The organism is Yersinia sp. KBS0713 (assembly GCF_005937895.2).
In the GTDB taxonomy this organism is placed as follows: Bacteria; Pseudomonadota; Gammaproteobacteria; order Enterobacterales; family Enterobacteriaceae; genus Yersinia; species Yersinia bercovieri.
Window position 1 is genome coordinate 821,178 of record NZ_CP042173.1, and the last position, 24,716, is coordinate 845,893.

Below are 24,716 nucleotides of genomic sequence, written 5' to 3' on the forward strand. Positions count from 1 at the left end.
TGTGCTTCCTGTGGTGCTAGCGGTATTGATAAATAAATTGCTTCAAAGGCAGAGCATTGCGATCGAACATATGTTGAGGTCGGCGCAGACCGAGTTTTTGCAATGCATTACTGCGCTGGGTGTAAATCGTTTTACAAGAAATCCCTAACTGGCGGGCGAGCTTGGCAACGGACATGCCTGCTAATAGGCTCTGAAGCGCGGTTAATTCCCGAGGTGTCAGTTTCGGTAACTCTGTTGTTGGCTTTTGGGTCTGCAATAACCCGGCCCGTAGGGTGGCTTGTAATACGTCCAGAGGGCCTCGGGCAGGCAACATCGTGGCTACGCCAAGGGCATGGTAGATAGCCAGCAACGCGATATTGGGCACATCGGCCATCATAAATACCCGGCAATGTGGGTGGATGCGTAAAAATAGGGTGAGGAAAGCGATACCGCTGAGATCTTGCTCTTCAAAACTATCTGGATGAATAATTAATAAATTTGTGCGGACACGTAAGGCAAAAGGTAGGGAGTGGAAAGCCATGACTGAGGCTACCTCGCACAAAACCTCCGATTTCTCAGGAAGTTGTGACAACAGCGCTCGAAGCCCTGTGGAACGAAAATGATTACTGCCAATCACGACAATACGATGCTGCTTGATTATCACGTCTTCATTGATGTCTGTGTCTGAGACAACCTTCGATGCATAAGATAAAGTGCTCATCATAGAACTCCTGCCAATGTTATTTCGGGCGCAATGCCAGCCCAGAAAGCATCCCGTGGTATGCCAGCAACGACCGATAGTTGCCCATTCATATCCGCCAAATGCCCGCCCGCATGCTGGCTGCGTAACAAAAATCCCTGGTGTCCGGTGATACAACAAAGCTGCCAAAGTGATCCTGAAACCGGCTTTTTCTCTAATACCACTGCGCGTCCGGCGCTATTGACTAAACTGCGCGAGCCGGCGGCTAACCACCGCGTCCCTAATGTAGGGTGTTGAACGCTAAGGCGACCGGCATCTCTGGATATGGGTTGCCACTGCAACGGCAGTAAGGGTTTGGTTGTGGGGTAGGGGCTGGTGGTCGCACCTTGGTCAGTGGCGATTAAATAGCGTCCGTTTGCAACCTGTATCAGGCTAAACTGCTGGCCGGTATAGAGCAGATTGAATGTGGGATAGAAGGTCTCTTCTCGCCATAAAGTGCCCTCACCTTTGCTTAGGCCGACACTGTCCGCCTGTAGGGTGAGCGCGCCAGAACCATCAGCTTTGATCAGTCGAATAAAACCTCTTTCCGACCAGATGCAATCCCAATGTGCGCCGGGCACTTCCGGCCCGATGTCCGGTATGATCTGCAGTTGCTGGTCACTGCTGACTAACCAACTGCGACTAAATGTGTTCCAGAGCCGCCAGCTTGGGCGCCCACTGGCGGTAGGAATACCGCCGGGAACCCTCACCCAGAAGCTGAATGCCTCCTCAAGTGAGTAGGGGGGCCGCAGGTTACTTTCGGTACTGGGTTGCAGGGTGATGTCTTTAAGATGTTGGCAGGCGCTGAGTACGCGTTGCCCGGCATGCAGGCGCACTATCTGGCCCTGTTGCTGTGATGGTCTGATGTGCCAGATGGCGTCTTGTGGCTCAATATCTGGTGTTGGCTTGCCGGGTAATAGGCTGAGTTGCCAGATCTCGACTGGTTGGGATAGTGGCAAACGGTGCAACACATCTGGTCGCGCCTGCACACTCCAGTGGCGGTCTGTTGTTGTGATGTCCCATAACTCAGTACCAAAGATGGCGCAGTCATCACTATCTTGCCAGACGTTATCCTGCGCACCGGTGAGCATGTCACGCTCCTCCGGTGTTAATCGCAAGAGGCTGTCACCCATAAGGGAGGCCTCAGCTCTCTCTGTTGTGAGCTTATATCGCCAGTTATCACGTATCTGTTGCAGTCTCTCTGGCCAGTGGTGAGGCATTCTTTTCCCTACCCCACTGATCCGTAAGCAAAATGGCTGGTCTGGTGCTATCTGTAGCGAAAAACACTCACCCTGGGGGAGTTGATGGCACAACTTGCCACTGGCACGAACCTCAAGTGCGAATGGGCAAGTGTTGTGCAGGGTGACGCTAATGGTGGCGGTAGATGAGATCATTCAGGATCACCTCCCGCTGGACGTGTCAGGAGCCAGTGCCATAGCTCTTGCTGCCCTTCTTTGTTATAGGCGTTGGATGTCCGGCGCTCCGGGGGGCGAAATGCCTGACGGGGTGGGGCAGGTTCAGCGACTGCCAGCACCTGTAAATAGAGGCAAGAGTGGCCACTACCGATGTTGACCAACGACTTTTTACTGGTAATACAATTTTGGCGTTCGATATAGATATAGGTCATCACATCAGCCGCTCGTCGCACCGTAATATGGAAAGCCGCACTGAGGTCATCGCGCGTAAACGGGGACTTTTTGAGCAATCCCCAATAGGCCACGGCCATATATAACGGGGGGCTGCCGAGGTGGGCAAGGCAGGCCGGCAGGTAGTAATCACCGTGATTGCTTTGACGACCTTTTATTTGATTGTTGTTCTGCTTATTCACGGGACACTCCTTTTCTGCTGGCGGTTAACCGTTGCGATAAAAACCAAATAATCCAGGCGCGGATGCCGTTATTGAGAAGGGCGCATGGTCTTTTGGGGTCAAAATGACTACCCAGCACATTTCTGGTTTTATACTTTTATTTTTTGATTTTTAACGGTTTTTTATTTTGATATTTTGGTTTTTATTGAGATTTTATTTCGAGATTGTGTGAGGGAAGGTAAGATGTGCGCTGTGGGAATCTATGGGGCTTAGCAACGACAATAGCGGCTCAATAAGCTAGCCCTAGGAATAATTTTCATATAAGTCAAATCGTTGAATTAATTCTTAACAAAATAATAAAAAAATACGTATCTTACTTGCACAATTATTGAGTTATGTCATAGTTAAGTAGTCATTTTGACCCCAAGTGACTCGTATTTTTTTGCGTTTTATTTTAAAAAATAAATTAAAATCAATGCGTTACTGTTTCCTCTTGAATTGTTTCATATTAGTTAATATAAAAATTATATTTATGAAATAAATCACTCCAGTGATTAAGCTGACTCAATTTATCCTCCGTTAGTTGCTATTTCTCGTCTCCCCCCCGCTGATAACCACTCTCCACTTAAAGTGTTTGTCGCTATTTACGAAGATAAGAAAACCTAAAAATTAATGGCACCGCAGAAGGGGAGGGCTGTGGAGTTAAGTCCGTTTGGCGTTGATAGTGAGGGGGATTTGGGGCTTGTGGTGGGCAGAAAAAATGGGGCTGTTTTTCCAAACGCCCCATCTGCTACTGGCTGAATTAAGCCGTTATTTATATCGCTATCATCCCTTTAGATAAGCATCATCTTGGCAAAGATAAATAGTCGTGCCTGAAGCAGGAGATATACTGCCACTTGAAAGATCTACGCTTGTGATATCCCAGCCTAGATAGCTTTTGCTGGTTGGGAATCCTGAGTTTCTCAGGGCGCTGGTACCTGCGAAGTCCTGTAATGTGACCAAACCAGCTGTCCTTGCGCCCTGAGGTAGAACCAGACGAAAGTTTGTGCCGCCACCAGATCGTGCATTGCAGCTCGCGTTGCCATCAGTTGTATTACTGACTGCCGACCATTGCTCATTGTCGGCAGTTATTGAGCTATATCTACCATTTTCAGTATAAAGTTGTGGGCGGTAGAAAATAGCACGACTGTAGGTCACGCTATCTGACATGTGCCCCCAGAAATTAGCTCCTGAGGCATTTGGGCTGGTTGAAACGGTAAAAGTGACACTTTGCGAACTGGTTGCTCTATCACTGACGATGTTGAGATTGGTTGCTACTCCCTTGCCATTAGGGTCGGTCAGGGTAACCGTCAATGGATTAGTGGTGCCAGTGAAACTGCTTTGCCCGTTAATGAGCAATGTGGGGGTCTGTGCCGCACCTTTGCGGTTAGTTGCTGAGACACTGGTCAGGCTTATTGATGCCCCATCCGCGGTATTCCCGCTCGCATCTTTGGCTGTGACCGTCAGCGTAATAGTCTCTGTTACCTTAGCTGTAGTTCTACTGACACTCGGCACCAGTGTGGCAACAGTTCCACTGCCACTTCCGTTAATGACGGCACCATTGTTACCACTAGTACTATTATTACCTTCTGCCGCACTGGCATCGGCCGCAAGTGTCAGGGTGTTGCCGGTTTTATCCAACCCGTCCCGTGCTTGCACTGACACTTCCATTACCGTCCCCACATCCGCTGCGACCAGAGGGCGTGCGGGTACTTGGCCGGAAGTGGTCACATGTTGACCGGAAGGAACGGCTGCGGCAGTACTACCTTTGACACCCCATGCATAATTGGAGCTGTCAGTGGTATTGCCGCCTGCATTCTCAAAGGTGTAACCGGCCGTCAGCGACTGCCCAACTTCCAGTTTGCCAGCGAGGGTCAACTTACTGATCACTGGGCCGCCATCCGGGTTCGTCACACCACCTTGTCCATTTCCGCCGGTCGTCTTGTTACCTTCTGTGCTGGCATCAGTTGCTAGAGTTTGTATATTACCGATCTTATTCTGGCTATTTTTAGCCCGTACTGATATTTCCAGTACTTTTCCTGCATCAGCCTTAACGATGGTGTAACCGGTGGGCTTACCAGATGTTGTCACCGTTTGGCCCTGAGGAGCCTGAGTTGCCGTACTGCCTTTTTGGCCCCAGGCAAAGGTGGATTTGTCCCCAGAGCCACCCTGACCTGCTGAGAAGTTGTAGCTCGCTTGCAAAATTTGATCGACATCCAATACGCCAGTGAGTGCCAAATTACTGACCAATGGCGAGAACGGATCTCCCACTCGTCCTTCGCCATCACCCTCCTCGGTGGAATTGCGTGGATCCTCGCTGTCGCTGGCCAGTGTTAATGTGTTGCCAATGATGCCGAGGCCATTTTTCGCCTGTACCGATAGCTCCATCACATGCCCGATATCGGCCGATACCAGCAGGCGGGGTGTCACGTAACCGGTACTGCCGATCATGGTTCCGTTGGCAACCTTTTGCGCGGTTTCGCCTTTATAACCCCAGCTAAAGGTGGATTTGTCCACGGTATTGCCACCGTTGGCACTAAAACGGTAATCACCTTTAAGGGACTCTCCTACATCTAAGTCACCTCTTAAGAACAATTTACTGATGACTGGCGCGGGATCGGCGGCGGTAGCGATGACAGGGAACAGTGAGCCAAACATCAAAGAGACCAATAACGTGAGTGGGGTAATCAAGAATGAGGGGGAAGGTGCTGATGGTGTCGCAAGGGATTTCATCATGGGGATACCTTTATTATTTTTTAAGAGGGCAATATCAGACCTACGAACGGCTAAAGGTCGTCAATGTGAAAGAAGCAGAGTATCGTTGATAACGAGTTAGCAAAGTTCTGCACTCTCAGAGAACGAATGTAGGTTGGTTTGCCTGATTGGGATAATGAAAAAAAGGACTCAATTGATAATTATTGGTATCACAGATAAATAGATTGTTATTTTTAAGTTAAATTGGATTATTTTTCACCCAAGTTTAATAAACGAAAATAATACCATCATTAATGGTGAGTTTAATTGTTATTAATATTAATCAGAATAAATAAATTAATTACGGATAAGCCGAACGGGAGGTCTTCTCATTACTGCACTGTGCCTTATAGTTAAAGCCGGCTGACATATGATCAGACTGTTAATAGTTTGAAAGGAGTGAACATGATTAAGCGACTTTTAGCTGAATTAATAGGCTCGTTCTGGTTGGTGCTTGGCGGATGTGGCAGTGCAGTTCTATCGGCAAGCTTCCCTGATTTGGGAATTGGTTTTCTGGGTGTATCACTGGCTTTCGGTCTTACGGTTATTACCATGGTTTATGCTGTCGGGTCTATTTCAGGCGGTCATTTCAATCCGGCGGTAACGTTAGGAGCATGGGCTGCCGGGCGTTTTCCTTTTCGCGATATTTTACCTTATATGATGGTACAAGTAGTTGGCGCTATTTTGGCGGGCGGTACACTGTACCTTATTGTTACCGGTAAGAGTGGTGGGCTTGATATTGTCAGTAGTGGGTTTGCGACTAACGGCTATGGAGAGCACTCCCCGGGCGGATATAATCTTCAATCTGCTCTCTTAACGGAAATAATAATGACAGTGTTCTTTCTGCTAATCATCCTTGGTGCAACTGATAGCCGGTCATTGGTTGGTTTTGCACCACTGGCCATTGGTTTGGCGCTAACACTGATTCACCTGATTACTATCCCTGTGACTAATACCTCGGTCAATCCTGCCCGCAGTACTGGTGTGGCGATTTATCAGGGGAACTGGGCACTACAACAACTGTGGTTATTTTGGTTAGCACCACTGATTGGGGGTCTGTTGGGTGGTGTCTTATACCGAGTATTGTTGTCTAACACTCCTACTTCATTTTCGAATGAATTAAAGGATGAGTAAATGGATTGCCGCACGATGGGTTAAGGAAGACCCTAGTTCCGGATGTATTATCTTCGCTATTTAAACTTTATAAAATTATTAGCGTTTCTTCACGGAAGCTGCGTTGGTTTTTTTTGATTTTAGCTAGGTGATTTTTATTATGCAGTTTAATACAGAAATTATATTTTTCTGGGATAAGGGCTATTATTTTTATGTTGTGTGATGTTTGTGACAAGGTACGATCATTGGTATGGTTTTCCACCGTTTCTTATGCGAACGTTTGGAACGCTATCATTTATAGCCGGCCGATGGCTGTCGTATCTTGCATTCCTTCTATAGTACACACTTGGCTGTTGTGCTCTGTTTCTTATTCGTATCCTTGTGGTGTCCTATTATTGGTAAACAGGAGGCACGCAACTGCGTGTGATATCGATAGCTAAAATTACGCAATAACACTCCCCGAGGAAAGTATGGCAACGCATAAACGTAAACATTTAACTCAGGATGAAGTAACAGCATTATTGCAGGCGGCCAAAGCTGGCTCTCATCCAGAACGAGATTATTGTCTTATCACGCTATGTTTTTTACATGGATTTAGGGCCAGCGAACTAAGACAATTAAGGCTATCTGATATCGATTTGATAGGGAAACGGATCTGTATTTATCGACTTAAAAAGGGGTTCTCCACTATCCATCCTTTGCTGGATGAGGAGGTGAGAGCTCTGACAGTATGGTTGGGTATGAGAGGGGATTTTCTTAACGCACATACTGAATGGCTCTTTCTATCCCGCCAGGGAAATCCACTCTCTCGTCAGCGAATCTATCAACTGATAGCTCAATTGGGCGCTATCGCAGGAATAGCGGTACAAGCACATCCTCATATGCTGCGACATGCATGTGGGTTTGCGTTGGCAGACCGTGGGGTTGACACGCGGTTGATACAAGATTATTTGGGGCACCGTAATATTCGACATACGGTATGGTATACAGCCAGTAACGCGCAACGGTTTTATGGTGTCTGGGATGATAAAAAAAGCCAGCTTTAGGTGGAGTGTATATAGAAATAAAGCATACTCCTAACAAGAGGTTCCAAAGTTGATTGCTATTCATCATGGCGGCAGTATTCAGCATACAGCACATCAATTCTACATGGAGTTGATCTTTGTTCCATTACTGAATACTACCATTGATATAAGCCGTTTTGAGTACTAATCACCTCTTAACTTAACATTAGCAAAATATGTTATGCGGCGATGGCGTAGATATGGAGGTCAATAAACAGTTCTACCTTGTATAAATAAAATACTAAAAACGAGAGGCTGGCATTGTCAATAGTCATATAGCGAATAGGGCTATATATATTTGTTAATGCCAGTGTCCATTAGCCTATTATTTCCTCTCATCTGACATACCTTTCATTAACCATGCCGGGTTCGAACATATCAATCCCTAAGCATCACTATCAGTGCTCACTAAAATAGCCAATAACCCTCCATTTTTTAATGTTTTCTTGTAGATAGCTTTAATCACTTGTAACAATTCAACATGATTCTGAGGATTGATTTTCATTAGCTCCCGTTCCGGTAATTCACACGCTGTGATTTTGTACTATCGCTATGCAAAATAGGGTCTTAGGGTTTTTTGGAAAAATAGCCCTGTATAAACAGTCATAATGAAAGGAAGACATAATGGCAGATGAAATATTTCCCCCTTCGATATTATATAAACGACTTTATGATGAAGCTACAAGAGAAGGGCTTAATATAACTACCTATAACAAAATTATTGCATTTGCAAATTCTTTGAATAAGGCAGATGTTGAACATTTTTTATGGTTAGCCGATAGCACCTATCCTGCATATCTAAAATTAAAGGGATTGGCTTTATCTGGCAACGCTGATGCGATAGCAATTTTCAACGAATTTAATCACAAAGTCAGTTATAGGATGTCTGCTTCATTAGGAGATTATCATGCTCTTGGTTATACGATGGGAGTGGGGATTGGTCTAACTGCTTTCATCGCTATAATTATGGTAGGAGTAAACACTGTAGCTACAGGTTGGTTACAAACAGCATTGAAAATGACAGAAAGCACCGCAAAGGGGGTTGCGGCATTCCTCGCCATTATTGTTGTTATTGTGGGTTTTGTAGACAGAAGAGTTAATTACAATGACCGGGTCATTAAGCTTATTAAGAAAATAATGAATCTAAGGTTGTCTGGAATTAAATATCTGGAAAATATAAAAGAAAAACACAGTAATAAAAAAGATGCTTTACTTGGACTCATTAATGATGAATTCAAGGAAAATGTAGAGTCTCGACATTTAATTATATTAATTAATACAATTTTCGACAATGCAAACTCAGCCGAATGTTACAAGATGCCAATTCAGGAAAATTGGCAGGGTCGCAAACCTATTTTTTGCTTAAATGCTGTCAATGGAGCCGCGGGAGAGTCTTTTTATTTAGAAACAGAAAATCTGTGGAATAGCGTTATTACCCGGATAGGTGAAAATCCCGCCCTCGTTATATTGCCTGGTGCTGTTGCGGCAGATCAACCTGGCGGCCTTGACGATATTGTACCGGTACCACGTGATCGCGCAGACTCTGTTGTTCAACGTAGGATAAGACAATTTAATGGTAATGCCTAAACGCAAAACCATGGTGCGCAGATACTTGAAACAATGGATGGCAGAGCCACTATTGCTGTCTTTATGCAAAGAAAACTAGCTGACACAAACTTGAACGATCGACAGCAGCACTTTCGCTGGGATCACGTTGCCGCCAGCAATACTTCCGCTGGAGCAACGTGGTCCGTATTTAAGTCTATAAATATAGGGCATACAAAAACGTTACCATTACCAAAATAAGTTGAAAATATTATGAGCAACTGCTACCTAGATGGTAATAGTTGTTTTTTAGTGGTTAACTTAAATATTAACTATGACCCTGCTTAAAGTACGTATTAGATTCTTAAATAATTGGAACACATATCTTCTGCGTTAATTTTAGTGGCGTGCTTGAATTTCATTTTAGAATTGTGTGTGAGGTGTTTTTTTAGAAAAAATAACCAATTTTTATTAGTCTGCTTATTATTATTCATAGATGAATGATATGTAATAATATTTGAGTGCATTTATATCTTTTTGATAATTAAAGTGTTAATGAATAAATCCAAATAATCTGCCAATAATGGTTATATGCCCCGTTTTATTTTCAATTAATGGTTTATTTGACTGCTTATTTTTAAAATATACAGATTAAATGCTAATAATTATCCTAATTGCACAGGTAAGATTCTGTACTTTGATATGCAGTAGCGATCGTTTTTGTGTTTTTGATAGGTTGCGGCTATCAAAAGAAATGAAACATAAGCAACAAAACGATTATACAAATTGTCAGTTTTTGTATAGCCTAATTAAAGTAAGTTGTTTTTGGTTTCTATTATTTGATGTTTGATTCAATCAAGGGGATTTTATCTCTTTGTTTTAAGACTTTTCATTCTTAATTTCTCGTGCAGCCAAGTTTGTGTTTTCTATTAAAAATAAAATGGTGAGTGGTTGGTTTTTGAGTCAATTGCTTCGAGGATGATGTTGGGACTGTCGAGTGGCTAACTTAACTCATGAGTCGCGGATAATTGTTGTGAACAAAGTCTGTTTATCACTAAGAATTTATCTTAGCTAGTACTGTGGTAGAGAGTTTTGCGTTAAAGCATATATGGCGTCTATGGGGAGAATAGTTAATAAAATAGCCCTAAAAGGATAGGTTATAAAGTCTAAAGGAGATTAGATAACATGGCTAAACGTATCGTAATTTATTCCGAATGCCCACATGCGGCATTGGGTTTGGCGAGCTTATGCCAAAATTTGCCAGGTAAATCAGACTGTCAGGTAGTTATGACCCTGGATGCTTTACATCAAGCACTGATTCAGCCAATTGTCACTTTATTGCTTTGTGTGGCGAAAGGAACAACAGAAGAGATGGCCGGCTTGCTTGAGATGTCTGTGCCAAAACATTGCCATCGAGGAAGCGTAACACTGCATGATACGCCAGTGTTGAAAAGAATGTTTGATGCTGCCGGGTTTGATATGGTGCTGTCAGCTCGTGAACCACTGGCATCATTGGCAGAGCGTTTGCGACTTATGTGGCGTCGCACGCCGCAGCAATATAAGCAGCAATGTAAAAAGGCAACCATTTACCTGGCGAAAGAGCGAGCCGTGTTATGTGAATTGCTACGTGGCAAGAATTTGCATTATATCGCCGATAATTTTGGTCTGTCATATAACTCGGTTAGTCGCTATAAGCAACGGGGGCTTCGGCGTACCGGAATAGACTCTTTAAATGCCATGATATGTGAACTCAATGGCAATAGATAATTGTTATCTATAGGGTAATATTTTTTTAAAATTAATTGAGTCTGGGACGTAAACTCTCCAGAGGGATCTCTTATTTTTAAAATATGTTTTGAATGATGGTGTGGTGAGTGATGAATAGATAAGTCACACCATTATTCATTCGTGGTGACGTTATCTTTTTCATGTTGAGTTACATCGACATATCAGATGACGCTTGATATCTATTTTTATAAATAAATAAGGAAATATTTTCATGAAAGTATCTAAATTAGCTATTATTGCAGTACTGGGTGTTATCTCTTATGGCGCAACAGCAGCAGGTAATAACGGAAAAATAACCTTTAATGGTGAAGTGGTAGATTCACCATGTAATTTAGCCCCAGGTCAGGATGGTACGGATGTCAAAGTACCATTTGGTCAGCTTTCATCATCCCAATTGAATGCCAATGTGGTCACCGCCAAGAAGTTTCAGATCCATCTGGAAAATTGTAATTTAACGGGAAAAACGGCTGATATTACCTTTGCCAGTACCGATCTGCTCAGTGGTAAAAATCTACTGACCACTCATGGTTCGGCTACCGGGTTGGGGATCGCTATTTCTGGCATCACTTTTGGTACAGCCAAGCCTATTCTTGGTCTGAACCCGACGGGTGACAATATTCTGACTTATACCGCAGAAGCCAAAAAAGCAGATGCAGCGACCAATGTTACTGTGGGTAATTTTGAAGCTACAACTAACTTTGTCATCGCCTATAAGTAATTTTCAGCCCCTCTTCCATAATAGGATGAGGGGATTGAACTGATACGGTTAGGCTGTTTTAGGTGATGTTGTACTGTGCCTTTCTGGAAGTTTTTCTTCTAGAGCCAGGGAATAATTATGGCGTATTACATCTCAGTGAGATTAATACGCCAAATTAACTTAAAAATAATAACCTCATCTGAAAATAAAATTTATATCCGTACAGATGACTTATGGGTCACTTTTCTGTGTGGAAGGATACGCTCGTGTCAATAGCAGGAATTAATGATACGGAATTCAGATAATTATTCCGGTGATAAATTATGAATCAGCGTGTATTGAACATAAATCGTGTATTGAACATAAATCGTGTACTGAAGATAAATAGTGTATCCGCCTTAGTCATTATGGCGCTATTTTCTATCAAAGCATTTTCAGTGGAGTTTAATACTGACCTTCTCGATACGGATGATAAGAAGAATATAGACTTCTCCCGATTCTCAAGGGAGGGGTATATTCTGCCCGGCACATACCAGATGCAAGTGAAATTGAATGGTGAAAGGTTAGGAAATGATATTGCTATTCCTTTCTATATTAACCCGGTAGCCGCAGAGACTTCATCTTCCCCGAGTATGCCTGAGGCTTGCCTATCGCCAGAGTTGCTTAGCCATCTGGGTTTGACAGAAAAGTCCATCAAGCGGGTAGGTGTTTGGCATCAGGGGCAGTGTATCGATTTCACACCGCTGAAGGGCACCACTTTGAAAGGTGATATCAGCAATGGCACCCTGAATATCAATATGCCTAAGGCGTGGCTGGAATATTCAGATGCGACTTGGTTACCCCCCTCCCGTTGGGATAATGGCATTCCTGGGGTGATGTTGGACTACAACATCAATAGCACGATGATAAAAACTCAGGGTAATGGGCAGCAGCAAAATGCAAGCCTCAGTGGGACGCTGGGTGGGAATTTGGGGGCATGGCGTCTGCGGGGAGACTACCAGGGCAGCTACTTCCGGGCTAGTGGCCGAGAAGCTTCACAGCATAATTTTGATCTGACTCGGGTTTATCTGTACCGCCCACTACCGATGATTGAAGCGCTGCTGACTATGGGTGAAGACTATGTCAATTCTAACCTGTTCGACTCATGGCGTTACTCTGGCGTTAGCCTTGTCAGCGAAGAGCGCATGCTACCACCGCGTTTGCGTGGTTATGCGCCTGAAATCATCGGGGTGGCGAGAACCAACGCCAGAGTTACGGTAACTCAGCAGGGACGGATGGTTTACGACAGTATGGTCCCGGCCGGGCCATTTCGTATCCAGAATCTAGACAGTGGCGTCCGTGGTCAATTGGATGTGAGGGTGCTCGAGCAAAATGGTGAAGTGCAGACCTTTAGTGTGACGACGGCATCGGTGCCCTATCTGACTCGTCCGGGCCAGGTTCGCTATAAGGTCGCCACCGGGAAGCCCAGAACTTGGAACCGTCATACCGAAGGGCCGCTCTTTACCATGGGAGAGGCATCATGGGGGATATCTAACAGTTGGTCGGTGTTCGGCGGTACAACGGTGTCGGATGATTATCAGGCCTTGGCGCTAGGGGCTGGTCGTGATCTCTTTCAATTTGGTACTGCGGCACTAGATGTCACCCAATCATTTGCAAACTTACCCGTACAAGGGAGGCGGGAAGGTAAATCATGGCATATCAGTTACTCCAAGCATTTTGATGATGCCAATACTGATGTGAACTTTGCCGGATATCGCTTCTCCGAGCATGACTATATGTCCATGCAGCAGTATTTAGATACCCGGTTTCGAGACAATAACAATACCCGTCAGAGAGAGCGTTATCAGATCAATGTCAGCAAGCGGTTTGATGAGTTGGCTCTGCCGCTATCCCTTAGCCTCAATTATGAACACCAGAACTATTGGGATCACGGTGGTACTGACCAGTATGGCGTTAGCCTTAACACCTGGTTTGATCTGCCGTCACTCGGCTTGAAGGGTCTCTCTTTGACCGCGACTGGCAGCCGCAGTCGGTATCTGGAGCGTGATATGGAACGTTATGATGACGCCATTAATTTGACGTTGTCGGTACCGATAGGAAAAGGAACGGCCAGTTACAGTAGCGATTACAGCGGGAAACGGATCGGGCAGCGCGTGGGATATTCCGCTTCTGTCGGGCAGCTCGACAGCTACAACCTGAGCGCCGGGCGGGATCAGGGCAATGGCCAGGCTGCGCGCAGTCAGTTTAGTGGCATGTACACCCACAACAGTCCTTTGGCAAACCTTACCGGTAATGTGGCAATGGCGGAGAACAGCTACAGCTCTTTGGGGATAAGCGCCACCGGAGGAGTGACGGCAACAAGCAAAGGTGCGGCACTACACTCTGGTGGCTATAACGGCAGTACCCGCTTAATGGTCGATACCGACGGAGTCAGTGGCGTACCGATAGATGATGGCCGGGTGGTGACTAATTCGCGGGGCATCGGGGTATTGACTGATGTTAACAGCTATTACCGCACCACGGCGCGAGTCGATATCAACAATATGGCCGATGACATAGAGGCAACACAAGGGGTAGTGGAAACCGCACTTACCGATGGTGCCATTGGTTATCAACATTTTGGTGTATTGAAAGGGGAGCGGTTGTTTGCGGTTCTGCGGCTGAAAGATGGGACATACCCGCCATTTGCTGCCAGCGTGCGTGATCTAAAAGGCCGGGAACTGGGGATCGTCGGCGACAGTGGCCTAGCCTGGTTGAGTGGGGTGACCCCCAATACGGTGCTTGATGTGGCTTGGGACGGGCAGACCCGTTGTGAGGTTACGATCCCGTCGAACTTAGATGGGAAGCAGTTGCTGTTGCCCTGTGGACCCACTGCGGCAGCTAAGCATTAATGGGCACACAGCCTTAATAGATAGGATAAGACAACATGAGAAGCATTCATAAGGTATTAAGTCTGGTTTCGATGACAGTGCTGTTTGCGATACATCCAGCGGTACAGGCTGCCGTGGGGTTAGATCGCACTCGAGCCATATTTAATGCAGACAGCAAATCGATCACTTTAAATATTAGCAATGAAAACAAACAACTACCCTATTTGGCGCAAGTCTGGTTGGAAGGAGAGCACCAACAGAAACTGGTGCAGGGGCCTTTAGTGGTCACCCCTCCGGTACAGCGTCTGGAGCCGGGAATGAAAAGCATGATACGGGTGTCGTCAACCCCAGATGCCAATCAGCTTCCTCAGGACAGAGAATCACTGTTCTATTTTAACCTGCGGGAAATTCCACCCCGCAGCGATCAACCCAATGTGCTGCAAATAGCATTACAGACCAAAATCAAATTATTTTATCGTCCGAAAGGGATAGTCACCACTCCCGGCGCTGTCTGGCAAGACCAACTTATCTTGCATGAGGAGGGGAGCGGCTATCGGATAGAAAACCCGACACCTTATTACATCACGGTCATTGGCCTGGCGGGCAGCCAGCGACAGTCTGAGGATGAAGCATTTGATGTAGTGATGGTGTCGCCCAAAAGTAGCACTCAGGTGAAAGTCGGGCACTACACAACCCCCTATCTGACCTATATCAACGATTATGGTGGTCGTCCGGTGTTGAAGTTCAGTTGCCGTGGCGGGAACTGTGCTGTGAAAAAGGTTTAGCCAGGCGCTTCCTGTTTCAGGGCTGGCATTGTGTGGAGAGGATGATGAGTAGAGACAATTTATGGTGTGTGTTGGCGCTGCTGGTGGTTATCCCCAATGGGGGATCTGCTGCGGGGGCAGGCGTCGATCTCACGTTTAACGGCACACTGCTGGACACTCAGTGTAGGTTTGAACGGGAGGATGCCCCGCTATTAGTGACGCTACCCTCCCGTTCAGTACAAGATTTTAGTCAATATGGGCGCACACCGAGCGAGCCATTTGATATAGGGCTGAAAGATTGCACGGCGGCTATGCAGGGGAAACTGGTCACGATGATGTTCAGTGGAGCCAAAACCCAGACTGTTGGTGGGATAACGATGTTGGCGGCAGAGGGTGGAACCGGTCTGGTTATCGGGCTAGAGGATGAAGCCGGTAGCTTAATCTCGTTGGGTAAAACCGTCACTGCGGGGCAAATAACGGTGACAGGCAGTGGGCAGGTAAACCGATTCCGTTTTGGTGCGTATGCCTTGGCACCGGATAGGGCAGCGGTGAAAGAGGGGCCTTATACCGCGACGGCGACATTTGAGGTCTCCTATCAGTAGAAATAGGCCAGAGAGCGCAGGATCAAGGATTTAGTAACGGCAATCTGGCTCTAAATTGAGGAAACAGGCGATGAAGCGATTAATGCACGGGATGTTGTTGTGTACGTTGCTGTGGAGTGTTCATGGGCAAGCGGCCACTCTCCCTATTACGATCAAAGCGACCATTCTGGAACCGGTGTGTACAGTAACGGGTAATAATGGTGAATCGGCGGTAGAGGTGCCATTCGGCGAACTAACTTTGGAACAAGTTGGAACAGCGGCGGCCGAACAGTCGGTGAACCTGAAGATGAGTTGCGACAATTCAGCACCGACGGGCAAGACGCTGAAAATGTATCTGAGCCCGACGAGCTACGGGGTAATGAGTGAAATGGGGGCAAACGTACTCTCCACCTCACTGAATGGGTTAGGCATCGCACTCACATCGGGTAAAGCGGGGACGACACCGGTGAACCTGAATAGCTGGGTGCCGGTCGAGGGTATGGGAACGGGTGAAAGTACAGTAGAGGGGCAACTGCAACTGAAAGCACAGTTAGTGACACCATCGATAGCGCAATTGCACGCCGGTACTTTTCAAGCGACGGCAAGCCTGATGATAAATTACCAGTAACCGTTTAAAACGGTTGTGATAAATATCAGCGCCGAAACACACAAGGAAAAGTGAACTTTTGAATGAGGCTCAATCCCTTTCGATAAACCTATCAGGAATTTATTATGCTCTATTTTAGAATGCCAATTAAAGATGGTTATTTTTTTATGAAAATAGCGAAGCTGTCGATAATAACAGCACTCTCTTTTTATGCTCAGTTTTCTCTTGCTTATAGTTATGTTCAGGAATCATCAAGAATACAACACACCTGGTCACTACCCTCGGGTGATGTTATTTTGACGCCAGGTGGGAGTGCGGAAACGATTAATATATCATTGTCTATTTTTGGTGACTATAATTCGAATGGTGAAGATGCATCCTGTGTTGCAGGTTGCCAGAATGGTACTATGTATTCTCATCCAGGTATACAACTTGATCGCTGGATGATGGGGGTTGGTATAACAGCACCATCATCCATCACAACTAATAATGGTGTTAGCTTTAATATTGAAGGGCAGCAATCAAGAGGTCGTAATTATATCAAAATAGCATCAAAAAATATGGCATTTACTGATGGAGTCGCATATCACTATAGCCCTTGGATTGAATGGTTTAATGTACCAATGACAAGGCCATACGTTTGGCATAATGAGACCTATACTGCACCAATAAAAATAACCGCGCCGGAGAATACGCCCGCCGGAACTTATATTTACCGAGGGGTCATTGCCTCATTTAACCATCAATACTGTGGGACTGCCTCATGCTCCATGCGACATGATGATGGTCGCTATTGGTTTGATTACCAAGGAGAACTTCGTATTACAGTCAGGGATACGTGTAAGTTCTCTGCAAGCAGTTTAGTTATTGACTATGGTTCTATACATGAAAAGGAGATTCAGGGAAACAAGAAAGCAGTATCGACACTGCTAACCTGCAATTCAAGTGTAAAGTCGGGAACATTAAAACTCATATCATCATCGGGGAGTAATTGGAGTTCAACTGATGGAACACCGGTAAAACTAGGTAAAAATATTGACGCTGTCGTTAAAATTAATGGAAAGAATGCATCACAAGGTATACCTGTGGCATCTTCCACACCTATTTCAGAGCCTATCGAAGTGACTTCTGAATTAACTACTCAGGGTAATAAGGTAGAGCCGGGTGTTTACTCAGGAAGTGCGGTGTTAAGTTTTAACATTAATTAGCCTGCTTGAAAAAACATTAATTACTCATATAAGCATCATTTTTAAAGTGGAGCTGGCGATATGGTGCAGTGCCTCGAATGAAAAATTATACTGCACTATAATGTGTGGAACTAAAACGGGTCTACTTACAATATGTATTGCAATGCTATTTACTATATTGAATACACGACCCGCAATTTTTCATCGGTGGGAAATTCTCCTGCATGGGGAACTAGCGGTCAACCAGAAACCGCCTTTGATAGTGACTCAAATTTCAGTGGCGAGGAGCAAGTGGCTGGGCATTATAATTATCTCGCCCGCAGATTCAGCCCACCAAAGGTGATAACAGCTAATGACTGATAACGATTTTCCCCACATGCTGGCGTGAATCAAAATGCTGCCATGCCTGTTTAGCTTCAACAAAAGGAAAAGTGCTATCAATGACGGGTATGATTTTATGCTGCACTAACGCCTGGTTCATTTGTTCGAAATCTTCACGTGAGCCCACACTGATCACCCGAAAGCGCGCTGCACTTTTAAACAGGCTGAAGAAATCTATTGCCACCGCATCCCGAGCGACAAATCCGATCAGCGCCAGCTCACCACCAATGCAGATAGAGCGAATGGATTGATTTAGCGTCCCTGGGCCACCGACCTCGACCACTAAATTAACCCCTTGCCCAGAGGTTAAGCGCAAAACTTCTTCACTCCATTCAGGGTGTTGAACATAATTGATGACTTCGTCGGCACCCAGTGCTTTCAACTGTGCGCTTTTGGCTTCACTCGAAGTGGTGGCGATAACCCTTGCACCCATTGCTTTTGCTAGCTGGATAGCAAACAGTGAAACTCCACCGGAGCCTAAGGTTAAAACTGTCTCACCGGCTTTAACCGGTCTATCGCCGTTGAGTGCCACCCACGCGGTCACAGCCGCGCAGGGAAGTGTTGCGCCCTGTTCGAAGCTGAGGTAGTCGGGTAATGATAATAGTGATTCCTCACTAACCACTTTATATTCAGTCAGCCAGCCATCACGGTCACTACCATAAAGTTCATCACGTGCTGAAGCCTGAAAAGCACCACCGAACCAGCGTGGCATAAAGGTATTCACCACCCGATCACCGACCTTAAAACGTTCGACCCGCTTGCCAATTTGAATCACTTCACCGGCGGCATCGGAGAGCGGAATATGCCCCGGGCGAGACGGCAAGGTGTATTCACCATTCATAATGGCCAGATCACGATAATTCAACGAGGTGGCGCGCACCCGAATGAGCACTTCTCTGGCCTCAGGTATCGGCATATCTTCCTGGTGAAGTTCTAAGTGCTCAATATTGCCAAACTGTTTGAAACGATAACTTTGCATATGAGTATTTCCTATTGAGATAAACATGATGTTTATAATCCGGCGAGCTTTACATTTTGATCAGATACATGACCTTGGAAAAATGCGGCCAGCAACAACCAGTGAGAAATTCTAGACAAGGCTGATTAATGAAACTAGATTGATAAATTCAATCTTAAATTCCGAATATGAAATTATGTTGGATGAATTAGCCCTATTTGTGAGCATTGTAGAAACGGGAAGTTTGCGGGCTGCAGCGGAAAAAGCCGCGATTCCAGCGTCTACGCTGACACGCCGTTTACAGAAGTTAGAGCAGCATTTAGGTTGCCGCTTGCTGCACCGCAGCGCCCGGCGCATGACACCAACGAGTGAGGGCTGGCAATATTACGAACAGTGTCGCCCGCTGGTGCATTCTTTACAGCAAGCCACGGCGAAGCTGGACGTTACATTGCATCAGATCAGTGGCTTGATCCGGATACTGGCTCCGGCGGATTTAGCCAACGATAATCTGGCTCCCGCCTGGGTGTCTTTTTTAACGCGGTACCCCGAAGTCCGGCTTGAGCTAGAACTGAACAATTACACTCAGGATCTGATTGGTAGCGGCGCTGATGTGGCGATCCGTGTGGGTGCTCAGCCGGATTCATTACTCAATATGCGAAAACTGGGGCAAAGCAAGGAGATACTGTTGGTCGCCTCGCCTGATTATCTGGCGAAGAATGGCATTCCTGAATCTATGGATGAGCTGAGGCTACACGACTTGGTAATTAGTGCGCCATTATCAACCTGGGTGATGCAACACCGCCAGAATGGAGACACCGTGCGCTGGCAGCCGCAGGGAAAATTTTGTGTTAACGGCATTTATCTGGCGCTACAGGCGGCGCAGGCCGGGTTAGGGATTCTGTTTTGCCCATTGAGTTTATGCCATAACCCACTCCAGTGCGGCGAACTGGTCAGAGTATTACCGGAATGGCAGGGTGCTCCCCGGGAGATTTATGCGGTATGGTCGCAGCAACGGTATGTTCCGGCCAGAGTCCGGGCTCTAATTGATCATTTGGCCGACTTTTGTCAGCAAGACCCTCAGTTGATGATGTGAGTCTTTTGCTTCACCCACAATCTCGGCAAACTTAATGACTGACTTGATATGCAAGCGCCTTGATATAGTCATCCTGCTTATGCAGGTTATAGCCTTCTAAATCCATTTTGCTACGTAATAGTTGGCTCCAATAGAACTCTAGGAAAGGGAGTTCCGGATAAGGCTTACTCGTTTTAGGGTTAAGACTTTTATCTGACTTATCGTCAGAGATACCACGTAAATAATAGAGCATTGAGTGATACGGATCGTCCTGAAGACCGCTCATGCCCAGAGTGTTAGGCAACTACACCCCAGAAAGCGCTAAACGCTTGGTATCTATCACTCAGATTAAAGCTTTCCCGTTGGCCAGATATCAACTGTGTTCATATCTGCGTCCACTCATTGAATGTTGGCTAATATATTTATCCACCTCAATGGGAGGGGGCATTTGCATAAATTTGCCACTCACATCTCTTTGCAGATTACTTGTAATACACAATGACGTTGCCTATCGATAAGTCATTTTTACGTTATTAGAGGTTAATTGATTCACGGCAATAATAGATAAGTCTCTTGTTACGCAACAGATTAGCAGCAACACCCAGCACCCATTCTTATTGCAACTGGCCGATCAGTTAGCGCGCCAGCCAGATTCTGTCGCCGGCCCGCTGACTACGCTGCTGAATCCCTATCGCCCTTCACCGTTGGCGGGGGTGATATTCAGCCCGGCGTCGGTCAATGCAAAACGCAGCGTGAAGCACCACTGGGGCAAGGATAACCGCTGGGATGTGTTGATTGATTCACTGCCGTCATTGCCCGCAGGCTTAGCGGCGAAAAAGCTGGGGTTTGCCTGGCGTAAAACGCTGGCGATGGCGCTGGCGGGCATCATGGTGTTGTGGGGGGCGGGCATGGTGATGTCATTCCTGGTCAACCGCGACACCCTAAATACTAGTGAATCTCAGGTGAAACTGGCGGCTAACGTGCAGCAACCGTTGCCCGCCCGTCTTCAGGCGCAGTTGGATCTGCAACACACATTAGACCGATTGCAATATCGCCAACAGCAAGGTGCGCCTTGGTACAGCCGGTTTGGTCTGAGTCAGAATGATGCGTTGCTGGCTGCGCTCTGGCCACACTATCAGGCCAGCGCCACCCCTCTGCTGCGCGATGCTGCCGCTCGTCACCTTGAAGCGCAACTCAGCACCATGGCGCAACTGCCACCGGATTCTCCGCTGCGCGATACGCTGGTAAAACCCGCTTATGACCAGCTAAAACTCTATCTGATGCTGGCGCGCCCGGAGAAAATGGATGCGCCATGGTTTAGTCAAACACTGCTGCGCGACTGGCCGCAGCGCAGTGGCGTGCCGGACAGTCTCTGGCAGGGCAGCGGCCCGGCGCTGCTGGATTTTTATGCCCGTAATCTTGCCCAGCACCCGGTCTGGCGTCTGACGCCGGATGAGAGTCTGGTCAGTCAGGTGCGAACCCGGCTGATCAGCCAGATGGGGGCGCGTAACAGTGAATCTTCGCTCTACCAAAAGATGATGGTGCAGGTAGCGCATCAGTATGCTGATTTGCGCCTGTCTGATATGACCGGCGATACCGATGCTGAACGCATCTTTACCACCGATGCCGTGGTGCCGGGCATGTTCACCCGTAAAGCCTGGGATGACGCAGTAAAACCGGCGATTGAAAAAGTGGCCAGTGAGCGTCGGGAAGAGATGGACTGGGTACTGAGTGACAGTAAAAATACCGCATTGCAGCAGGATTCTCCCGAAGCCCTGCAGGCGCGGTTGAAAGCGCGCTATTTCGCTGATTTCTCTACCAGTTGGTTGGACTTTCTCAATAGCCTGCACTGGCAGCAAGCACAGACGTTATCGGACTCCATCGACCAACTCACCCTGATGGCAGACGTGCGTCAGTCCCCCCTGGTGGCGCTAATGAACACCCTGAGCGTACAGGGGAAAACCGGGCAAACCGGTGAGGCGTTGTCTGATTCGCTGGTCAAATCGGCCAAAAATCTGTTAAACCGCGATGAGCAGCCCGCTATTGATCAGCAAGCGGGTGCACAGGGGCCGCTGGATGCCACTTTTGGTCCGGTACTGGCGCTGATGGACGGCAAGGCCGGCGGACAGGGCAATACCAACCTCAGTCTGCAAACCTTCCTGACCCGCGTTACCCAAGTACGCCTTAAACTTCAGCAGGTGGTGAATGCTGCCGATCCTCAGGCCATGACCCAGACTCTGGCGCAGACGGTATTTCAGGGCAAAGCGGTCGATCTGACCGAAACCCGTGATTATGGCAGTCTGGTTGCCGCCAGCCTCGGTCAGGAGTGGAGTGGATTTGGCCAGACGGTATTTGTCCAGCCGATGGAACAGGCGTGGCAGCAGGTCTTAACCCCCGCAGCCCAGAGCCTGAATGCCCAATGGCAGGCGTCGATCGTCGATGACTGGAACAGTACTTTTGGCGGACGTTATCCGCTAAAAGATACCAGCAGTGAAGTGTCACTCCCGCTGCTGGCACGTTATCTCAACAGCGACAGCGGCCGTATCGCCCGCTTCCTGCAAACCCGGCTGAACGGCGTGCTGCACAAAGAGGGCAGCCATTGGGTGCCGGACAGCATCAATGCTCAGGGGCTGACATTTAACCCGGCATTCCTGAAAGCGGTGGACCAGCTGAGTTACCTGTCTGACGTGGTGTTTGCCGACGGTGAAGCAGGCATACGCTTTGAACTGCGCCCCGGCACCGCCAAAGACGTGATGCAGACCGATCTGGTGATCGACAGCCAGAAGCTCAGCTATTACAACCAGTTGCCGGTGTGGAAACGTTTCACCTGGCCCCATGATACCGAAGCACCGGGCGCTAGCCTGAGTTGGATAAGTACCCAGGCCGGTACCCGACAGTTTGCCGATCTCCCCGGGGCCTGGGGGTGGATCCGTTTACTGGATAAGGCGCAGGTCACCCCGTATCAGGGAGTGAACAGCAGCTTTAATCTTGCCTGGAAAGCGCCTGATGGCAGGCCGCTGAACTACACCTTACGCACTGAAGCTGGAGAAGGCCCGCTGGCGTTACTGAAACTGCGGAATTTTGTTTTACCGACGCAAATATTCAGCGTGGATGCCACTGGCGGTGTTCAGAAAGCGGATAGCGCAACCGGAGAAGAATACTGATGGCCACCTTGCACAGCTTACTCAGCGCCTGCCATGCCGAACAGCAGGCGCTTTCGCAGCAGGCCCAGCAGCAGATTTCGCTCTGGGAAAAATGGCTGGTCCCCATTGCCCCGGATTCACCGGTGGGTGATGACCCCGGTTATGACGATGATTTCCAGCAGATGCGTGAAGAGGTCAACAAACTGTCCGGCGCAGATACTGGTTTGGTCTGTGCACTGGCGGAGAAGCTGCTGACTGGTACGTGCAAAGATGTGCGCGTCGCGACCTATTATATCTGGGCGCGACTGCATATTGATGGTGAAAGTGGATTAGCGGACGGTCTGGCCTTGCTGGCCGGGTTGGTCCAACGTTTTGGTGATGCACTGCATCCACAACGTGGTAACAGCCGCAAACTGGCACTGGAATGGTTGGCGGGTAGCCGGGTGCTGGACAGCCTGTCACTCTATCCGGAAGTGGCAAAGGCTGACTTTGAGCGCATCGTGGGCGCGCTGGCGTTAATCGAAGACAGTGTGGGTGGCTGGGATGCGCCCACCTGCCCTCAGTTTGCTGGCCTTTATGCGGCATTGGAAAATCGACTGATGCAGTCCGGTGGCCCAGACGCCGTCATTCCGCAAAACAGCAGTCCCTCCCGTCACGCCGCATCGGATGCGCCTGCATTGAAAGCGGTCAGCTCCGGGCGTGACTTGCTCGATCAGGCAAAACTGCTGGCGAGTTTCTTGCGCGACCAGCCGAACGGCTGGCTGTCGGGCCACCGCCTGATGAAAAGCATCCGTCTGGACACGTTGCATGAATTGCCGCCGTTGGCCGCCGACCGATGTACCCGTCTGGCCCCACCCAAACCGGAGAACCGCGCCCTGCTGAAACGTCTTTATCTGCAACAAAGCTGGCTGGAATTGTTGGAGCAAGCCGACATCCTGTTCGCACAGGGCGTTAATCACCTGTGGCTGGATCTCCTGTGGTATACCCATCAGGCATTGACCAAAACAGGCGGGCTGCATGAACGCTGGGCTGACATCATTCAGCAAGATTTAAATGGCCTGCTGACCCGCCTGCCGGGGCTTGACGGTCTGGCATTCAGTGATGGTACACCTTTTGCTGATGAGGTGACCTTGCACTGGATAAACCAGCACGTCATGGCAGCAGAAAGTTGGGGCAGTGAACCGGCGGCATCCGCCAGTACGGCGGGTGATGACGATATTTTGCAACTGGAACCGGAAGCGCTGGCGCAAGCCGACAGCGAAGGCGTGGAAGCGGCACTGAACTGGCTGCAAAACCGCCCGGGTGCCCGCACGCCACGCCATCAGTGGCTAATCCGCCTGCTGATGGCGCGGGTCGCCGAGCAGTACGGAAAAAACGACATGGCATTGCATTTGCTGGGTGAGCTGGAGGGGAACGCGACCTTGATGACGCTCACCCAATGGGAGCCGGAATTACTGTTTGAAGTGAAAGCCCGCCGTCTAAAACTGCTGCGCATGAAAGCCAGCCGAACCGAGTCGGACAAATCACGCTTGCATGGCGAGATGGAAAACCTGCTCGCCGGATTAGTGGCCCTCGACCCGGCACGGGCTGCGGTGCTGTGTGGTTAATCGATAACCCTATCCTGATAA

General features: G+C 47.8%; 18 protein-coding genes and 1 pseudogene. 13 read left to right on the forward strand and 6 right to left on the reverse strand.

The window, feature by feature from the left end; translation table 11 throughout:
* Positions 1–16: 16 nt before the first annotated feature.
* The 4 genes from FFE93_RS03750 to FFE93_RS03765 form a co-directional block, all read right to left on the reverse strand.
* Entirely contained in the window at positions 17–703 is a 687-nt protein-coding gene (locus tag FFE93_RS03750) for a helix-turn-helix transcriptional regulator (RefSeq protein ID WP_138774791.1), read from the reverse strand.
* Positions 700–2,112 (reverse strand): hypothetical protein, encoded by a 1,413-nt coding sequence (locus tag FFE93_RS03755; protein ID WP_138774792.1) that lies wholly within the window; start codon positions 2,110–2,112, stop codon positions 700–702. Before FFE93_RS03755 ends, FFE93_RS03750 begins: the two co-directional genes overlap by 4 nt.
* On the reverse strand, positions 2,109–2,546 hold the full coding sequence (locus FFE93_RS03760; protein WP_005272195.1) for a CaiF/GrlA family transcriptional regulator: 438 nt from the start codon (positions 2,544–2,546) through the stop codon (positions 2,109–2,111). Before FFE93_RS03760 ends, FFE93_RS03755 begins: the two co-directional genes overlap by 4 nt.
* An 804-nt stretch (positions 2,547–3,350) precedes the next feature.
* Complete coding sequence (locus FFE93_RS03765; RefSeq protein WP_138774793.1) at positions 3,351–5,300, reverse strand: adhesion domain-containing protein; 1,950 nt, start codon at positions 5,298–5,300, stop codon at positions 3,351–3,353.
* A gap of 423 nt (positions 5,301–5,723) precedes the next feature.
* On the opposite strand from FFE93_RS03765, the gene aqpZ reads away from it, so the two are divergent.
* From aqpZ to FFE93_RS03815, 10 genes are all read left to right on the forward strand, one after another.
* Positions 5,724–6,452 carry an aquaporin Z gene (gene aqpZ / locus FFE93_RS03770; protein WP_005272200.1) on the forward strand — a complete coding sequence of 243 codons (729 nt, stop codon included), beginning with the start codon at positions 5,724–5,726 and terminating at the stop codon, positions 6,450–6,452.
* A gap of 449 nt (positions 6,453–6,901) precedes the next feature.
* A complete protein-coding gene (locus tag FFE93_RS03775; protein ID WP_032896938.1) occupies positions 6,902–7,477 on the forward strand; it encodes a tyrosine-type DNA invertase in 576 nt (191 codons plus the stop codon).
* A 642-nt stretch (positions 7,478–8,119) separates the two neighbouring features.
* A complete protein-coding gene (locus tag FFE93_RS03780) occupies positions 8,120–9,082 on the forward strand; it encodes a hypothetical protein (RefSeq protein ID WP_138774794.1) in 963 nt (320 codons plus the stop codon).
* A gap of 1,143 nt (positions 9,083–10,225) precedes the next feature.
* The gene (locus FFE93_RS03785) at positions 10,226–10,807 is read left to right on the forward strand and encodes a helix-turn-helix transcriptional regulator (RefSeq protein ID WP_005272214.1); all 582 of its coding nucleotides are present in this window, start codon (positions 10,226–10,228) and stop codon (positions 10,805–10,807) included.
* 232 nt (positions 10,808–11,039) lie between these two features.
* On the forward strand, positions 11,040–11,546 hold the full coding sequence (locus tag FFE93_RS03790; protein ID WP_005272215.1) for a fimbrial protein: 507 nt from the start codon (positions 11,040–11,042) through the stop codon (positions 11,544–11,546).
* Positions 11,547–11,848: 302 nt separating this feature from the next.
* Positions 11,849–14,416, forward strand: a complete 2,568-nt coding sequence (locus FFE93_RS03795) for a fimbria/pilus outer membrane usher protein (RefSeq protein ID WP_138774795.1) — start codon at positions 11,849–11,851, stop codon at positions 14,414–14,416.
* 35 nt (positions 14,417–14,451) lie between these two features.
* Entirely contained in the window at positions 14,452–15,180 is a 729-nt protein-coding gene (locus FFE93_RS03800) for a molecular chaperone (RefSeq protein ID WP_054873082.1), read from the forward strand.
* A 41-nt stretch (positions 15,181–15,221) separates the two neighbouring features.
* Positions 15,222–15,761, forward strand: coding sequence for a fimbrial protein (locus tag FFE93_RS03805; protein ID WP_261369042.1), 540 nt, complete (start codon positions 15,222–15,224; stop codon positions 15,759–15,761).
* Between the two features lie 70 nt (positions 15,762–15,831).
* Entirely contained in the window at positions 15,832–16,368 is a 537-nt protein-coding gene (locus FFE93_RS03810; RefSeq protein WP_005272228.1) for a fimbrial protein, read from the forward strand.
* A 104-nt stretch (positions 16,369–16,472) separates the two neighbouring features.
* A complete protein-coding gene (locus tag FFE93_RS03815; RefSeq protein ID WP_138774796.1) occupies positions 16,473–17,555 on the forward strand; it encodes a PapG chaperone-binding domain-containing protein in 1,083 nt (360 codons plus the stop codon).
* Positions 17,556–17,883: 328 nt separating this feature from the next.
* Here the strand turns inward: FFE93_RS03815 and FFE93_RS03820 are convergent, their stop codons facing one another.
* The gene (locus tag FFE93_RS03820) at positions 17,884–18,894 is read right to left on the reverse strand and encodes a zinc-dependent alcohol dehydrogenase family protein (protein WP_138774797.1); all 1,011 of its coding nucleotides are present in this window, start codon (positions 18,892–18,894) and stop codon (positions 17,884–17,886) included.
* Positions 18,895–19,069: 175 nt separating this feature from the next.
* Here FFE93_RS03820 and FFE93_RS03825 point away from each other — a divergent pair, with 175 nt between their 5' ends.
* Positions 19,070–19,966, forward strand: coding sequence for a LysR family transcriptional regulator (locus FFE93_RS03825; RefSeq protein ID WP_005272233.1), 897 nt, complete (start codon positions 19,070–19,072; stop codon positions 19,964–19,966).
* A 31-nt stretch (positions 19,967–19,997) separates the two neighbouring features.
* Here FFE93_RS03825 and FFE93_RS03830 read toward each other — a convergent pair whose 3' ends face one another.
* Complete coding sequence (locus tag FFE93_RS03830; RefSeq protein ID WP_138774798.1) at positions 19,998–20,249, reverse strand: hypothetical protein; 252 nt, start codon at positions 20,247–20,249, stop codon at positions 19,998–20,000.
* Positions 20,250–20,523: 274 nt separating this feature from the next.
* Here FFE93_RS03830 and FFE93_RS03835 point away from each other — a divergent pair.
* Positions 20,524–23,109: pseudogene (locus tag FFE93_RS03835) on the forward strand (ImcF-related family protein); the annotation flags it as partial.
* Positions 23,109–24,695 carry a type VI secretion system protein TssA gene (gene tssA / locus FFE93_RS03840; protein ID WP_138774799.1) on the forward strand — a complete coding sequence of 529 codons (1,587 nt, stop codon included), beginning with the start codon at positions 23,109–23,111 and terminating at the stop codon, positions 24,693–24,695. The pseudogene FFE93_RS03835 and the gene tssA, both read left to right, overlap by 1 nt.
* Positions 24,696–24,716 lie beyond the last annotated feature (21 nt).